The organism is Micromonospora sp. DT227, from assembly GCF_049841835.1.
GTDB lineage: Bacteria > Actinomycetota > Actinomycetes > Mycobacteriales > Micromonosporaceae > Micromonospora.
This window is the reverse complement of sequence record NZ_JBNCLA010000003.1, coordinates 539,754-554,522: the sequence shown is the minus strand read 5'-3', so window position 1 is coordinate 554,522 and position 14,769 is coordinate 539,754. Positions and strand designations below refer to the sequence as shown.

The 14,769-nt window shown below is 71.7% G+C and carries 13 protein-coding genes; 8 read left to right on the top strand and 5 right to left on the bottom strand.

The genetic code is table 11. The features are described from left to right. Positions 1-9: 9 nt before the first annotated feature. Genes ACLQ2W_RS14730 through ACLQ2W_RS14715 form a run of 4 tightly spaced genes read right to left on the bottom strand, consistent with a single transcriptional unit; the run spans position 10 to position 4,360 of the window. Positions 10-1,332, bottom strand: coding sequence for a chorismate-binding protein (locus ACLQ2W_RS14730; protein ID WP_425786893.1), 1,323 nt, complete (start codon positions 1,330-1,332; stop codon positions 10-12). 7 nt (positions 1,333-1,339) lie between these two features. Continuing rightward, the gene (locus ACLQ2W_RS14725; protein WP_425786892.1) at positions 1,340-2,746 is read right to left on the bottom strand and encodes a coproporphyrinogen-III oxidase family protein; all 1,407 of its coding nucleotides are present in this window, start codon (positions 2,744-2,746) and stop codon (positions 1,340-1,342) included. Next, positions 2,739-3,347, bottom strand: coding sequence for an anthranilate synthase component II (locus ACLQ2W_RS14720; RefSeq protein ID WP_425786891.1), 609 nt, complete (start codon positions 3,345-3,347; stop codon positions 2,739-2,741). Before ACLQ2W_RS14720 ends, ACLQ2W_RS14725 begins: the two co-directional genes overlap by 8 nt. Continuing rightward, complete coding sequence (locus tag ACLQ2W_RS14715) at positions 3,344-4,360, bottom strand: hypothetical protein (protein WP_425786889.1); 1,017 nt, start codon at positions 4,358-4,360, stop codon at positions 3,344-3,346. Before ACLQ2W_RS14715 ends, ACLQ2W_RS14720 begins: the two co-directional genes overlap by 4 nt. A 493-nt stretch (positions 4,361-4,853) precedes the next feature. Between ACLQ2W_RS14715 and ACLQ2W_RS14710 the strand changes: the two genes are divergently transcribed. Continuing rightward, complete coding sequence (locus tag ACLQ2W_RS14710; RefSeq protein WP_425786888.1) at positions 4,854-5,819, top strand: GNAT family N-acetyltransferase; 966 nt, start codon at positions 4,854-4,856, stop codon at positions 5,817-5,819. Continuing rightward, entirely contained in the window at positions 5,816-7,030 is a 1,215-nt protein-coding gene (locus tag ACLQ2W_RS14705) for an MDR family MFS transporter (protein ID WP_425786887.1), read from the top strand. The genes ACLQ2W_RS14710 and ACLQ2W_RS14705 overlap by 4 nt, the downstream gene beginning before the upstream one ends. A 3-nt stretch (positions 7,031-7,033) precedes the next feature. Here the strand turns inward: ACLQ2W_RS14705 and ACLQ2W_RS14700 are convergent, their stop codons facing one another. Then, positions 7,034-7,525 (bottom strand): YbaK/EbsC family protein, encoded by a 492-nt coding sequence (locus ACLQ2W_RS14700; protein WP_425786886.1) that lies wholly within the window; start codon positions 7,523-7,525, stop codon positions 7,034-7,036. A 473-nt stretch (positions 7,526-7,998) separates the two neighbouring features. On the opposite strand from ACLQ2W_RS14700, the gene ACLQ2W_RS14695 reads away from it, so the two are divergent. The 6 genes from ACLQ2W_RS14695 to ACLQ2W_RS14670 are packed head-to-tail and all read left to right on the top strand — an operon-like array spanning position 7,999 to position 14,761. After that, positions 7,999-9,444: a coproporphyrinogen-III oxidase family protein gene (locus tag ACLQ2W_RS14695; protein WP_425786885.1), complete on the top strand. Its 1,446-nt coding sequence runs from the start codon at positions 7,999-8,001 to the stop codon at positions 9,442-9,444. 3 nt (positions 9,445-9,447) lie between these two features. After that, positions 9,448-10,851, top strand: a complete 1,404-nt coding sequence (locus ACLQ2W_RS14690; RefSeq protein WP_107155085.1) for an amino acid permease — start codon at positions 9,448-9,450, stop codon at positions 10,849-10,851. Positions 10,852-10,855: 4 nt separating this feature from the next. Next, on the top strand, positions 10,856-11,866 hold the full coding sequence (locus tag ACLQ2W_RS14685; RefSeq protein ID WP_425786884.1) for a pyridoxal-phosphate dependent enzyme: 1,011 nt from the start codon (positions 10,856-10,858) through the stop codon (positions 11,864-11,866). Then, positions 11,863-12,783 carry a diiron oxygenase gene (locus ACLQ2W_RS14680; RefSeq protein ID WP_425786883.1) on the top strand — a complete coding sequence of 307 codons (921 nt, stop codon included), beginning with the start codon at positions 11,863-11,865 and terminating at the stop codon, positions 12,781-12,783. Before ACLQ2W_RS14685 ends, ACLQ2W_RS14680 begins: the two co-directional genes overlap by 4 nt. Beyond that, complete coding sequence (locus ACLQ2W_RS14675; RefSeq protein ID WP_425786882.1) at positions 12,780-13,838, top strand: hypothetical protein; 1,059 nt, start codon at positions 12,780-12,782, stop codon at positions 13,836-13,838. The genes ACLQ2W_RS14680 and ACLQ2W_RS14675 overlap by 4 nt, the downstream gene beginning before the upstream one ends. After that, positions 13,835-14,761, top strand: coding sequence for an ornithine carbamoyltransferase (locus tag ACLQ2W_RS14670; protein ID WP_425786881.1), 927 nt, complete (start codon positions 13,835-13,837; stop codon positions 14,759-14,761). Before ACLQ2W_RS14675 ends, ACLQ2W_RS14670 begins: the two co-directional genes overlap by 4 nt. Positions 14,762-14,769 lie beyond the last annotated feature (8 nt).

Sequence of the window (14,769 nt, the reverse complement as noted above, 5' to 3'; positions counted from 1 at the left end):
CTCACCCCGCTATCGCAGATACCGCAGCTTGAGTTCCAACTCCGCCAGCTCCTGGGCGACCTCCGAGCCGGCCACCACGCCGCCGCCGCAGCGCAGCAGGACGTCCGGCCCGTCCTGCTCGGCGCAGGTGACGATCGTGTTGGAGGTCAACGCGTCGCCGGCCGCGTCGTAGAGCCCCACCGCGCCGGCGAAGAACCCACGCGGCTCGCCCTCGATCTCGGCCAGCACCTCCTGGGCGCGCAGCTTGGGCGCGCCGACCACGACCCCGCGCGGGAAACTGGCCAGCAGGACCCGGCCGAGCCCGTGCACCGGGTCGTACCGGCCGGAGACGTCGCTGGCCAGATACGTGGTGGGTCCGATCACCAACGGATCGCACAACCGGTCGACCACCACGGTTCCGGGCTCGCAGTACGAGCCGAGGTCGTTGCGTTCGAGGTCGACGAGCATGATGTGCTCGGCGAAGTACTTCGGGTCGCCGCGCAGCAGCGCGCCCCGATCCTGTCGCTCCCGGTCGGTCCGCGCGGCCGGCTGGGTGCCGGCGAAGACCCGGCTGCTCACCCGGCCGTCGCGCGCCAGCACGTGCGGCAGGGAACAGTTGCCGAACACCCGGGTCCCGGCCAGGTCGAACCAGTAGGAGTAGTCGGCCGTCGCGTACCGGGCAGCCACGTCGGCGTAGTAGCGCGGCAGCGAGGTGCGGGGGCGTACCCGGACCGGCACCGAGAGGACGACCTGGTAGACGTCGCCGGCCAGCAGGTGTTCGCGGGCCCGGGCGAGCTGCCCCGCGTACCGGACCGGGTCGATGTCGACGACGACCTCGGTCAGCGGCGCGGTGAGCGGCGGCGCGGTCCGGGCGGTGGCCCGGGCGCAGGCCGCCACCACGTCCGCCCGGTCCTCCGCGGCGCAGCTCAGGGTGCCGGTGGCCGGGTCGTGGACCACTGCGCGCCGCAGCGGCCCGGCGAAGCCGAGCAGCCGCCCGGGGGCCGTGGCCGGTGGCGGACCGCCCGGGATGCCGGCCTCGGCCCGCAGCCGCAGCGACAGGTCGTAGGAGAACGCGAACGCGACGTCGGGGCCCGGACCACGCCTCGCCTCGGCCAGCAGTTGGTCGAGCAGGGCGGCGACGTCGCCGTCGAAGCGTTCGCCGTCCCGCTCGATCCCGTCGGCCGTGACCCGCCACACGTCCGACAGCGACGCGAACAGGGTGCGCTGCTCCCGCCCGGGCAGGCGATAGCAGAACAGCGATCCGAACCGCTCCGTCAGCGGCTCGACGAGATCGTGCGGGTCGCCGCCGAAGGAGACGCGGGCGGTCGTGGCGGTGGACGTGGGCGCCGACATCGACGCCCTAGAGCGTGAAGTTGAAGGCGTTGCTGCCGGCGCCGGTGAGCTGCCCGACGCCGCGCCGGACCGCCTCGCTGACGCCGCTGGAGTAGAACAACCGGGTGTAGCGGTCGCTGAGGTCGGCATAGTCCTCCGTGTACGCGATCCGCCCGTCCTCCACCGTGACGACGCCCAGCGCGGCGAGCGCGTCGAAGACCGGCCGGAACTGCCGAAGCGGCTCGGAGCCCGCCGGATAGAATGAGTTGAACCGCGCGACGTCCAGCTCGCGGTGCTTCATCGCCAGCACCAGGTGCCGGCGCAGTGACTCGTCCTCCGAGAGCGGGAAGGCCTTCTCCACCGCCGACCCGCCCGCCTGGATCCGGCGCATGTACTCGCGGAAGGTGAACGCGTTGCCGTACGTGTAGCCGTGCGAGTGGCTGTAGGAGCTGGCGCCGAGCCCGAGGACGTAGCCGTTGTTGCCCCAGTGGTTGTCCTGGTAGTGGAAGATCCAGTTGTCGCGCGGGAAGAGGTTGCGGGAGTACTGCCAGTAGCCGTTCGCCGTCATCCGGCGCTTGGCGTACCGGAACAGGGCGAGACTGCGCCGGAAGAGCTTGGCGTGGTCCTCCTCGCGCAGCGTGGTGTCGTTGATCGCGCCCTTGCGCACCGAGAGCGTGAAGAGGGTGATCTGGGTGGGCATCGGCTCCAGCGCGGTGACCGCGTCCATGGTCCGCTGCATGTTGTCGAACGCCTCGCGCTCGATGCCGGCGATGAGGTCGATGTTGACGTTGGGCACCCCGCTGTCGGCCATGTGGTAATAGGTGCGCACCACACTGGACGGGGTGTCGGCGCGGCGCGACTTGCGCAGGATCTCCGGGTCGAGCGACTGCACCCCCATGGAGAGCCGGTTCGTCCCGTTGGCCGCCATGGTCGCGATGCGGTCCTCGGTGGCCGAGTCCGGCGAGCACTCGTAGGTGATCTCGCGGCACTCGGACAGGTCGAAGCGTCGGATGACCCGCTCGAAGAGGAAGTCGATCTGCTCGGGGTTGAGCCGGCTGGGCGTGCCGCCCCCGATGAACACCGTCTCGATCTTCTTGGTCCGCATCATCGGCAGGTACTGCAGCGCCTCCTTCTCGAGGCAGTGCAGGTAGTCCCAGATGACCTGGGTGTCGTTCTGCACGACCGCCACGCTGTAGTAGCAGAAGCTGCACTTCTGGCGGCAGAACGGAATGTGGATGTAGAGGTTGTGCGAGAACGTGTCGCTGCCGGCCCAGAGCGTGTCCGGGTCCGAGGCGGTGGCGTCCCGCGGCTCCCAGAGGGAGATCGGCGGATAGGTGAACACCAGCCCCGGAATGTGTTCGGCGGCCTCGATGAGCTGGTCGACGACCTCCGACCGGCCGGCGTCTGTCAGATCGAAGATGAATTCCTCAGCCACTGTCGCTCCTCGAACCTGTCACGGACAGGAAGTTCTCGATGATCAGTTGCCCGGCCGGCGTGCCGATCGACTCCGGATGGAACTGGACGCCGTACACCGGCTGCCTGGCGTGCTCGACGGCCATCACGCACTCGTCGTCGTCGGCGCTGGCGACGATCCTCAGGTCGGCCGGCAGGGTGGCCGGGGCGATCGCCAGGCTGTGGTAACGCATGGCGGGGAAGCCAGTGGGCACCCCGGCGAAGAGCCGGCTGGTTCGGCGCAGCCGGATCGTCGACACGTGGCCGTGCCGCACGGTCGCGAGTCGCGTGGTGCGCGCCCCGTAGAACCGGCCGATGGCCTGGTGCCCGAGACAGACGCCCAGCACCGGGATCCGACCGGTGTAGTGGGCGAGGGCGGCGAGACAGACGCCGTAGGAACCGGGATTCTCGACGGAGCCCGGACCGGGCGACAGCACCAGATGGGTGGGGTGCCGCGCGGCGATCTCGGTGAGCTCCGCGGTGTTGCGCAGGACCGTCGGTCGCGCGCCGGCGACCGCGAGGTACTGCACCAGGTTGTAGGTGAACGAGTCGAAGTTGTCCAGCACGACGACGCGGGGGCTCATGCGGGTTCCCGCCGCACGGCCCGGCCCTCGATCTCGAAGCGCAGTTCCGGGCGGCAGACGTCCACGGTGTTCAACAGGTGCGGCAGGGTGAGGCCGGCGTCCGAGCAGTGTGCCTCGAACGCGCTCCGCGCCTCCGCGTCCTTGCAGTAGACGTAGCAGCTCACCAGATCCGCGGGGGAGAGGTCGGCGCCGGCCAGCAGGTCGGTGAAGCTGGCCATCGCGTAGTCCACGGCGGCCCGCACGTCGTGCTGCGGCAGGGAGACGCCCTGCTTGTCGATGCTGGAGATCCCGGAGACGTGCACCACCTGGCAACCGTTGCGACGCGACCGGTTGGCGCGCACGAAGCGGGGACCGTAGTCGTAGGGCGCGCACTGCAGGTCGGTGCCGAACGGCGTCGCCGCCGCCACGCCGTCCCGCGCGACCGCCTCGGCCATCACGGCCAGCGCCTGGCCGGGGGGCAGCCCGGCGCCGATGCCGGTGCTCGCCGGGTAGGTGGTGAGTTTCCACCTGTCGAACGTGGCGTCCCGGGCCTTGTTCAGGTCGCCGTAGGTCTCCTCGATGTCGGCGAGGAAATACCAGGTCCGGTCGATGTGGTCGGGAGCCATGCCGGCCCGCGACAGCACCGCCTCCAGTCCGCGCAGCGCCGCCATTGCCTGCTCGAAGGTGGACCCGTCGCGACCGGGCGCGGCGACGTGCACCAGCCGTCGGACCTCGGCCCCGTCCTCGTGGGTGCGGACCAGGCGGGTGCCGGCGTCGAGCGCGACCACCTCCACCTCCGCACCGGGCAGCGGAACGATCGCGGTGACCTCGATGCCGGGCCGGCCGGTGGCCGGGTACTGGGGGCCGGCGGTCAGGGCCCGCAGCGACCGTTCGCCCTCGGGCGCCAGCTCGGCGGCGCCGAAGACCACGACGCGCAGGCACTCGGCGCCCGGCTCCCTGGTGATGTGTTCGACGGCGGCGTCGACCTCGGCCTGCGTGATGACATCCCGGGCCGCCGGCTGGTAGGCCTGCACCTCGTCGTACCGGATTCCGCGGACACGTCGAATGACGATGACGCCCTCCCCGTGGTGACTGTCGCGTTCGGCGGCAGGGCTGGCCGCCAGAACGAGTAATCTGGCTCTGCGAAACCGTGGGGAACCTCGTCGTGTCCCACTCCGGTCAACGCCGCGACGGCTCGCCCATCCTGACACGCGACGGCAGCGGCGTCCACCCGACAGGCGGGCAGCAGTTAGTCGTTGATCTATGCAACGGCGGTTTCGCCAGTTCAGCACGCTCGAAGTCGTGGCCCGGGAAGGTCCACCAGCGTGATCGGCAAACCCCAACCGGTGAGCTAAAAAGCCGTAGAAATGGATGAAACACCCTCCGTGCGGGGGCGCGGGTCGGAGGGTGGTTTGACATCATGGACGCGGAGCGCGCGGCGGGGGCTCCGTGGAAAGTGTACGGAGAAAGGGTTCTCTGACCATGTGGGAAACGGCCGGGTCGGCTTTCCAGGAAATGTTCTGCAGAATGTACGGCGTTGCCGAGCCGGCGGTGCCGCTGCGCAAGATAATTCACTGGTGGGCCGTGACCGCCGATGTCGGGATGCAGGACGACGACTGCAATCTCGGCAAGGCTTTCGTGCCGGCCGGACACTTCTACGAGATGCACATCCCGGCGCCCGGTGACGAACGCCGGCGGACCGATCGGGAGCGCGCCCGGCAGGCCGGCGCGGACTGGTTGCTCTACCCGCAGATCCGCACCACCGACGACACCACGGCGCTCGCCCGCGACGGCTTCCTCGATCTGCCCTGGTTCATGGAGGCCCAGTACCGGGTGCGCGCCGGCGTCGACGACGACCTGCGGGCCCAACTGGGCAACTCCCGCTACCGGGACCTGCGCCGGCTGGTGCGCCGCGCGGCCGCCGAGTACGACCACCGCGTCCTCGACGGCGCCGGGGCGGCGGCCGACCCCGCGGCGCTCAAGGACTTCGACCGGCTGCACGCGCTCAACCTGGCGAAGTACGGACACCGCTTCAACCACCTGTCGTCCACCGCCCTCGACCTGGTCCTGGACTCGCCGCTGCGCGACCGCATGCGGCTCTTCCTGCGGCAGTCACGGGCCGACGGCGCGACCGTCCAGGCCGTGCTCTGCTTCCTCGACCCGACCGGCACCGAGCTGACCATCCTCGCCCAGGGCATCGACCCCGCCCTGGTGACGCCCGGTCAGAACGTCTACCGCGCGGCGTTCTACGAGATCTTCCGGTGGGGCGAGGGCCAGGGCATCGGCGTCTTCAGCCTCGGTCGCGGCAACGAGGTCAAGAAACTCGACGTCGGCGCGAACACGTACCACCTGCTGGCCAACCACATCCGCGGGGTGTCCGGCGCCGATCCGGCCGGGTTCGCGCCGATGCGCGCCAAGCTGCGCGACTTCTTCGACCGGGTGATCGGCGAACTCGAGTCCACCGGCGGTGAGCGGGTGACCGTGCGGCGATGACGGACCTGGTCGAGGAGAGCAGCTCCGCCACCGGGCGGCGCCGGCTGCCGCGTGCCTTCTGGGTGCTCTGGGCGGGCAGCCTGGTGAACCGGCTCGGCTACCTGATCCAACCGTTCCTCGCGCTGTACCTGTCGGGTCAGTGGCGTCTGTCGCCCGGCACGGTCGGCCTGGTGCTGGCGAGCTTCGGCGCCGGGGCCGTGGTGTCCCAGCCGCTCGGTGGCTGGCTGGCGGACCGCTGGGGCGGGCGGCGCACGCTCGTCGCCGGCCTGCTGGCCACCGCGGTGACGGCGATGCTGATCCCCTGGGCCGGCACCCTGCCCGTGCTGGTCGGCGCCGTGGTGCTCTACGGCCTCACCGTGGACCTCTACCGGCCGGCCCTCGCCGCGCTCGTCGTCGCCACGGTCCCCGGCGAGCACCGGGCGCGCGCCTTCGGCCTGATCTTCTGGGCGGTCAACCTGGGCAGCGCGGTGGCCGGGCTGGCCGGCGGCCTGATGGCGGCGCGCGGCTTCGTGCTGCTGTTCGCCGTCGACGCCGCGAGCTGCGTGATCTTCGCGCTGGTCGCGGTGCGACTCCTGCCGCCCGACCGGCGGCGGCCCGCCCACGACGGCGGCCGGGGCGGCCCGGCGAGCCCGGGCTCCGACGCCCTGTTGTGGGCGGTGACCGGCACCTTCCTGGTGTTCGCGGTGCTGCTCGTGCAGGCGTACGTGACGATGCCGCTGACCATGCTCGACCAGGGGCTGCCGCCCACGGCGTACGGGCTGGTCATCGCGGTGAACCCGATCGTGATCCTGGTGCTCCAGCCGCTGCTCGCCGGACGGCTGGCCGACTGGCCGCGGCCGACCGTCTACGCCGGCAGCCTGGCCGTCACCGGACTGGGCTTCGGGCTGCTGGCCGCCGCGCGGACCGTACCCGGCTACGCGTTGGCGGTGCTGATCTGGACGATCGGGGAGATCGGCGTGGCCACGGTCGGGCCGACCCTGGTGACCGAGCTCGCCCCGCCGGGGTCGGAGGGGCGCTACAGCGGTCTGTTCGGCATGGCGTACGGCGCTTCCAGCCTGGTCGGGCCGCTCACCGGCACCACGGTGCTGGCGGCGGCCGGGCCGACCACGCTCTGGGTGGCCGGTGCCGTGGCCGGCCTCGCGGCGGCTGCCGCGGCCTTCGCGCTGCGCGGCGCGATGGCCCGGCGGACAGCCCTCGCCCGGCCCGGGTGAGCGTCAGTCCGCGGCGCGGGTGATGGGCGCCTCCCGGGGGTTGCGGGCGAGCCGGAGCAGGTCGCGACCGTCGACCTGGAGGGTGCGGTCGTTGCGGCCGCTGCCGCAGTAGACGGGGCCCATGCCCGCGACCGCGACGTCGAAGACGGTGATCACGCCGTCGGCGTCGGTGAGCGGGCTGGCGCCGCCCGGCTCCATGTCGAGCGCGTCGAGCACGGCCGGGTCGGCGGGGCGCAGCCGCGACCGTGCGGTGCCGACGGCTTCCGCGAGCCCTCGGTAGTCGAGCCGGGCCGGCCCGGGCAGCACCGCCAGCACCACGGTGTCCGGGGGGCCCTGGAAGGCCAGGGTCTTCACCGATCGCGTCACCGGGAAGTCGAGCAACGTCGCCACGTCGTCGCTGGTGCGGATGGCCCGATGCGTGGCCACCGCATAGGTGGCCCCGGCCCGGTCGAGAATGCGCATCGGCGTCGGTACCGCATCGCGGGAATGTGTCATGTCGCCGACACTACCGGTCCGGTGCAAGAGTATCCGGACAATGTCCGACTTGTATGTTGGATGGGGAAGTGTCAGTGGCGCGAGGCAATGCCGACAAAGGATCATGGAAGTTCCGTTGACACCACCCGAGGGGCGGGGGTTAACTATTTCCCGGCCACCGGAGTGAGCCGCGAGGTCTTCGCGGTAACTCGACGCAGCGCTGACACGGGGAGTTCTCGCGCATGAGCCACGCCATTCGGCAGACCTGAGTTATCTGCCAACCTGTTGACGTCGCCCTGGGCTGTCGCCGTGGCGACAGCTTCTTCCTGCTCTCTCGCAGGTACGGCCACCACATCGCGGTGGCGGCCACCGCATGACCGAAGCCGCCACACATGCCGTTCCGCCCGTCCGGGACAACAGGAGGCTCACCCATGTCCCAATCCTTTCCGCCCTTTTCGGAAATCCGCGCGGAAGCTCAGCGCAGCCTGGCCGCGATGCCGGTCGACCAGCTTGCCGACATCGGCATTCTGCAACCGATCGAAAACTATTATCTGGTCGGCACCTACCCGCCGCTCAAGGCAATGGGGGAGATCACCCCGGCCGAAACCTTCACCGGTCTGACCCGGAACGCGAACATCTACCTGCACCTGCCGTTCTGCGAACAGCGCTGCACGTTCTGCCACTTCGCCAAGGAGATCCGACCGGACTCGCCCCGGGTGACCCGGTACCTCGCCGCGCTGCACCGTGAGCTCGAGATCGTGACCGGCATGCTCCCGCACCGGGTCACCGCGGAAACGGTCTACTTCGGCGGCGGCACCCCGTCCTACCTGTCCGCCGCGCAGATCACGGCGCTCTTCGCCCGGTTGCGGCAGCACATCGACATCCCGGGCGCCGCCGAGATCACCTTCGAGCTTCACCCGTCGGTCATCGACGCCCCCGACTACACCGACCGGCTCGACGCGCTGCGCGACGCCGGGGTGAACCGGTGGGTCTTCGGCGTGCAGTCCATGGACGACCGGGTGCTGCGCAAGCTCAACCGTGGGCATGAGGCGTCGCACGTCTACCGGCTGCTCGACCTGCTGCACGAGCGGGGCCTGGACAACCACTCGGTCGACCTGATCTTCGGGCTGCCGTACCAGACCGAGGAGAACTGGTACACCACGCTGACCAGCCTGATCGGGTACGGCGTCGACAAGTTCAACATCTTCCCGCTGATGTTCAAGCAGGCCGACCCGATCTCGGCGCACTACCGCAACGAGCCGGGGATCTTCCCCGACCTGCGGCAGCGGCTGCGCATGCACTTCATGACCGAGGCGTTGACCCGGCGGCTCGGCTTCCGGCGCGGTCCGCTCTTCTACTACTCGAAGGCGGCCACCCACTCCCGCCAGCAGGAGAACAAGTACGACTCCATCGAGGACACCAACCTGCTGCCGTTCGGCGTCTCCGGGTTCGGCTACGTCGGGAACACGCAGTACTACAACGACTGCACCATGGACGGCTACATGCAGCGGGTCGAGGCGGGTCGCCCCTCGGTCTGGCACGGCGTGCACCTGTCGACCGACGAGCGGATGCGCCGGGCGGTCATGTTCAACCTGCGCTCACGCGGCGTCGGGCGCGACGACTTCCGCAGCCGCTACGGCGTCGACCCCGCCGAGCACTTCGCCGCCGAGCTGGCGCCGTACCGGGAGCACGACCTGATCCGGATCGACGACGACGCCATCCGGCTGACCGACAAGGGCGTACCGGTCGCCGACAGCATCGCGTTGCGTCTGGTGAGCCCGCAGGTCCTGGCCCGGGTTCAGGACGCCAACTCGCGGATCGTCGACCTCAAGCGGGATCCGCTCGACAGGTACGACTTCTCGCCGCTGGAACGTGACCCGGTCGGCGCCGGCGTGGCCACCGCCGGCCGTCGCCCCCTGCTGCCGACTGTCGAGCACTAGGCCATGACCGCACAGTCGACCTCCGGTGGCGCATCGTTGCGGCGGGAGCTCTCCGGGCGGCAGTTGAGGATGATCGGCCTCGGCGGCGCGATCGGCACCGGCCTCTTCCTCGGCTCGGGTCAGGCGATCTCGACCGCCGGCCCGGCGGTCACCGTCGCCTACGCCATCGGGGGCGCCGTCGCGGTGACCCTCGCGTACGCGCTCACCCGCATGATCGCCGCGCATCCCGACGCGGGCGGGTTCGGTGGCATGGCCGAGCGCTACCTGGGCCCGGGCCCCGCGTTCGCGCAGCGCTGGTGGTACTGGATCGCCGGGGTCGTCAACATCGGCAGCGAGGCGCTGGCGGTCGGCATCTACCTGAAGCTGTGGTGGCCGGGGCTGCCGCTGTGGGTGCCCGCGGTGCTCTTCGCGACGCTGGTGCTGGTGGTCAACTCGTTCACCGTCGGCGTGTTCGGCGAGTTCGAGTACTGGCTCGCGATGATCAAGGTGATCACGATCGTGGTCTTCGTCGGCCTGGGCGCCGTCGCCATCTTCGTCGGTCTCGGCGGCCGGTCGGCGACCGGGCTGTCGGCCTGGACCGACCACGGCGGGTTCGCGCCGCACGGCGTGGGCGGCATCTGGCTCGCCATGGTGCTGGTGACCTTCAGCTACATGGGCACCGAGGCGCTCGCCGTGGCCGCCGGCGAGGCGCGCGCCGGCGGCCGGGACCTGGTCGCCGCCACCCGCGGTGTGGTGCTGCGGCTGCTGCTGTTCTACGTCCTCGGCACCGCGGTCGTCGTCTCGCTCGTGCCCTGGAACGAGGCGGCGGCCGGTGGTTCGGTGGACGCCAGCCCGTTCGTCCGACTGTTCGACATCGCCGGGGTCCCGGCCGCGGTGCACGTGATGAACGCGGTGGTGCTGACCGCGGCGCTGTCCGCCATGAACACCAACGTCTACGTCGCCAGCCGCACGCTGCACGGACTGGCCGGCAGCGGCCAGGCGCCACGGCTGTTCGGCCGGGTCGACAGGCGCGGCGTGCCGCTGCCCGCGCTGCTGGTCTCCGGGGCCGGGCTGCTGCTGGCGGCCCTGCTCGCGGCGGTCGCCCCCGAGCGGGCGTTCCTGGCGCTGATCGGCTTCTCGCTGTCGGGCGCGCTGCTGACCTGGATCCTCATCCTCGCCACCTACCTCGCCTACCGGCGCGCGGAACGTCCGGCGGACCGCGGACTGACCGTGGCCGTGGTGCTGGCCATGGTCGTGCTGGCCGCGGTGCTCGTGTCCATGGCGTTCAGCGACACGTTCGGCCTGCCGATGCTCAGCGGGGTGCCGCTGCTGGTGGGGGTTCTGGTGGCGTACGCGGTCCACGCCCGGCGCCGTCGGGCGGCCGGGACGCCGGACCCGGACGCCCCCGAGCCCGTCGGGGCACGGTGACCCGATGACCGGTCCCGACCTCGCCGTCCCGACCCCACGGCCCGGACTGATCCCGCTCCTGGTGGGCGACACCCCAGTGGTCTCCGTGCCGGTCACGGCCGGCGGCCGGGAGGGGACGCTGCGGCTCAAACTCGAGTCGTTCAACCCGTGCGGATCGATCAAGGACCGCACCGCCGTCGCCCTGTTCGGTTCCCTGGCCGGCCAGGTCGACCCGGTCACCGGCATCATCGAGTCCACGTCGGGCAACCTCGGGGTGGCCCTGGCCGCGCTGTCGTCCGCCGCGCACGTGCCGTTCACGGCGGTCGTCGACCCGCGCACCCCGGCCTACGCGGTACGCGAGATGCGGCGCTTCGGCGCCTCGGTGGTGGTGGCCACCGACGAGGACGGTCGGGGCGGCTACCTGCTCAGCCGCCTCGCGTTGGTCGACCGGATGCTCGCCGAGCGGCCCACCCTGCGCTGGACCAACCAGTACGAGAATCCCGCCAACCCGGCCGCGCACGAGTGGGGCACCGCGCCGGAGCTGGCCCGGCAGGTTCCCGCCGACACCGTCGTCCTGGCCGCCGTCTCCACCGGCGGCACGCTGTCCGGCCTGCGCAGCTACGCCGCCCGCGCCACGAAGTGGACGGTCGTCGGGGTCGACGTGCCGGGCTCGCACGCGGTGGGGCACACCGACGGTCCGCGTCTGTTGTCCGGGATCGGCTCCAGCAAGTGCTCCGGCTTCGTCTCGGCGGCCGACGGACCGGTCGAACGGGTCCGTCCCGCCGAGGCGGTCGCCGCCGCTGTCTGGCTGTTGGAGCAGACCGGCATCGGGGTGGGCGCCAGCTCGGGCGCGCTGGTCGCGGCGGCCCTGCGGCTGATCGAGCGGGACCGGCTGACCGACGTCGTCTGCGTCTGCGCCGACGGCGCCGGCAACTACCTGGACACGGTGTACTCCCCGCACTGGCGGGCGGCGCACGGGTTCCGGACGGACCCGCCGGCTGTCGTCCGCGGTCCGGTGGAATGGAGCACCGTATGAACGCCGATCCGCTGCGGGACTGGTTCGACCGGGCGGGCGTGCGGGTGGATCCGCGCCGGGTGCTGGCCGACGAGATGGGCGGCGGCCAGGTGCTCTTCCCGGCCAGGTTGATCCCCTACCTCGACCACGAGCTGCTGGCCGGCCTGGCCGACGAGGCCCGGACCGCGTTGGTGGCCCGGCACGCCTACCACTACTTCGCGTTCACCGCCCACTTCGAGACGAGGGTGGTCAACCGGGCCGCGGAGATGCTCGCGAACGGCCGGGTGGACGCGCCGTTGCGCCGGGACGTGCGGCTTGACGCGTTCAAGATCTACTGTGACGAGGCGTACCACGCGCTCTACTCGTTCGACGTGGTGCGGCAGTTGGAGTCCGCGAGCCGGGTCGAGGCGCTGCCGTACGACTTCACCCCGTTCCTGAACCGCCTCGACGACATCTCCTCCGGCGCGATGCCGCACCGTGGGACGCTGCCGCAACTGCTCCAGGTCGTCGTCTTCGAGACGCTGGTGACGACGCTGCTGGCGGAGCTGCCGAACGACCCGGACGTGGTCGGGCTGGTCCGCGAGACGGTCCGCGACCACGCCCGGGACGAGGGGAGGCACCACGTCTTCTTCTCGCACCTGTTCCGCGAGGTGTGGTCCGGGCTCGACCCGGCCGCCCGCCGGGAGACCGCGCGTTGTCTGCCCCGGCTGATCGGCCACAGCCTGCGGCCGGACCTGCGGCCCGCCCGGGCCAACCTCGCCGCCGCCGGGCTCACCCCCACGCAGGTCGAGGACGTGGTCCGCGACGTCTACCCACCGGAGTCGGTGCGTCGGACCACGCGCGACCAGGCCGTCCAGTCCGTCCGACTGTTCCGCTCCTGCGGGGTCCTCGACCTGCCCGAGGGGCTCGACGCCTTCCACGAGGAGGGACTTCTGTGACCACCTCCGTCGACCGATGGTTCACGGCCGGGCTGCCCGGGCTCCGCGGGCCGGGCAGTGTCGCGGTGCTGTCCCGCGCGGACGTCCTGCGCTGCCTCGACGCGCTGGACGTGGTGGCGCTGGTCCGGCGTACCCTCGCCGACCACGACGCGGGGCGGTGCGTGCTGCCCGGCGAGGCGTACCTGCGCTGGGACAACAGCCGCGGCGCGTACACCCGGTCCATCGGGATGCCCGGCGCGGTGCCGGGCGCCTACGGCATGAAGATCATCAACGCCAGCATCTCCAATCCGGAGGTCGGGCTGGAACGCGCCGGCGGCGTGGGACTCTGCTTCGACCCGGAGACCGCCCGGATAATGGCCGTCGTGGAGGTCGGGATCGTCAGCGCCGTACGCACCGCTGCCGTCTCCGCCCTCGCCGTGGACCTCACCGGGCACACGGACGCGGAGAGCCTGACCGTGCTCGGCTGCGGCGCGCAGGGCGGCACCCACGCGGCCCTGCTCCTGGAGACCCTCCCGCGACTGTCCCGGGTCACCCTCCACGACCACGTCGGCGCCTCCGCCCACGGCCTCGCGGAACGCCTGCGCCGGCTCCGCCCCGAGCTGGACGTACGCGTCACCGCCGAGGCGGCCACCGCCGTCGCGGCCAGCCAGGTGACGATCGCCACGACCACCGCCGACGCGGGCTACCTGCCGCCGGCGTGGATACCCGCCGGCGCCCTGGTGGTCAACGTGTCGCTGGCCGACCTGACCGTCGAGGCGCTGCTCGCCGCCGGCGCCCTCTACGTCGACGACGTCGACCTGGTCGCGGAGAATCCCCGGCGCCCGCTCGGCGCGCTGATGGCGCAGGGTCGGGTCACCCGCCCCGGTTCGGCCACCGGCCGGGCGATCGACGGCACGATCGGCGGCCTGGTCACCGGCCGGCACCGGCTCGTCCGCACGGATTCCTTCACCGTGGTGAACCCCTTCGGGATGGGCGTGCTCGACGTCGCCCTGATCGAGGCGGTGCGTCGCCACGCCGTCCGCGCCGGTCTCGGGTCGACGGTGGACCTCGGATGACCGGCCGTCGGGGCAGCCTCATCTCCCTGCGCGACCTCACCGCCGCGCAGCTCACCGACCTGGTCGACGCGGCCGTCCGGGTCGCCGACGACCCGGCCGCGGTGCCGCCGAGCCTGACCGGCGCGGTGGTGGCGACGCTCTTCGAACGCACCTCGACCCGGACCCGTACCGCGTTCAGCGTGGCGGCGCTCCGACTCGGCGCGCAGGTGCTGCCCTACGGGCCGGAGAGCCTGCAGACCAACACCGGCGAGTCCGCCGAGGACACCGCGCGGATCCTCGGGCTGATGCTCGACGGGGTGGTGATCCGCAGCACCCGCAGCGTCGCCGAGTTGGCCCGGATGCGCGACGCCGGAAACCTGCCGCTGATCAACGCGATGGCCCGGGAGGAGCACCCCACCCAGGCGGTGTGCGACCTGGCCACGCTGCGACGGCACCTCGGCCCGCTGGACGGCATCCGGGTGGTGTACGTCGGTGAGGGCAACAACACCGCCTCCGCGCTGGCGCACGCGCTGGCCCGGATCCCGGGCGCCGAGCTGACCCTCTACACCCCGCCGGGCTACGGCCTCGACGCCGCGACCCTGGCCGCGGCGGCGGAGGACGCCGTGGCCGGCGCCCGGGTGCGCCAGACCCACGAACGAGACGACCTGCCGGACGTCGCCGACTGCGTGTACACCACACGGTGGCAGACCACCGGAACCGTCAAGGAGGATCCGCTGTGGCGCCAGACCTTCCGGCCCTTCCACATCGACGAGGCCTTCCTGAGCCGCTGGCCGCAGGCGGTGTTCCTGCACGACCTGCCGGCGCACCGCGGGGAGGAGGTGGCCGCGGCCGTCCTCGAGTCGCCGCGGAGCCTGGTGTGGCAGCAGGCCCGGATGAAACTGGACAGCGCGACGGCGGTCCTGCAGACCTGCTGGGGCACCTGAGCCGCCTG

Bases quoted from the DNA above. Each gene is read 5' to 3' on its own strand.
- ACLQ2W_RS14700 (WP_425786886.1), bottom strand. From the start codon at position 7,525: ATGACACATTCCCGCGATGCGGTACCGACGCCGATGCGCATTCTCGAC.
- ACLQ2W_RS14710 (WP_425786888.1), top strand. From the start codon at position 4,854: ATGTACGGCGTTGCCGAGCCGGCGGTGCCGCTGCGCAAGATAATTCAC.
- ACLQ2W_RS14685 (WP_425786884.1), top strand. From the start codon at position 10,856: ATGACCGGTCCCGACCTCGCCGTCCCGACCCCACGGCCCGGACTGATC.
- ACLQ2W_RS14720 (WP_425786891.1), bottom strand. From the start codon at position 3,347: ATGAGCCCCCGCGTCGTCGTGCTGGACAACTTCGACTCGTTCACCTAC.
- ACLQ2W_RS14690 (WP_107155085.1), top strand. From the start codon at position 9,448: ATGACCGCACAGTCGACCTCCGGTGGCGCATCGTTGCGGCGGGAGCTC.
- ACLQ2W_RS14730 (WP_425786893.1), bottom strand. From the start codon at position 1,332: ATGTCGGCGCCCACGTCCACCGCCACGACCGCCCGCGTCTCCTTCGGC.
- ACLQ2W_RS14705 (WP_425786887.1), top strand. From the start codon at position 5,816: ATGACGGACCTGGTCGAGGAGAGCAGCTCCGCCACCGGGCGGCGCCGG.
- ACLQ2W_RS14670 (WP_425786881.1), top strand. From the start codon at position 13,835: ATGACCGGCCGTCGGGGCAGCCTCATCTCCCTGCGCGACCTCACCGCC.
- ACLQ2W_RS14695 (WP_425786885.1), top strand. From the start codon at position 7,999: ATGCCGGTCGACCAGCTTGCCGACATCGGCATTCTGCAACCGATCGAA.
- ACLQ2W_RS14680 (WP_425786883.1), top strand. From the start codon at position 11,863: ATGAACGCCGATCCGCTGCGGGACTGGTTCGACCGGGCGGGCGTGCGG.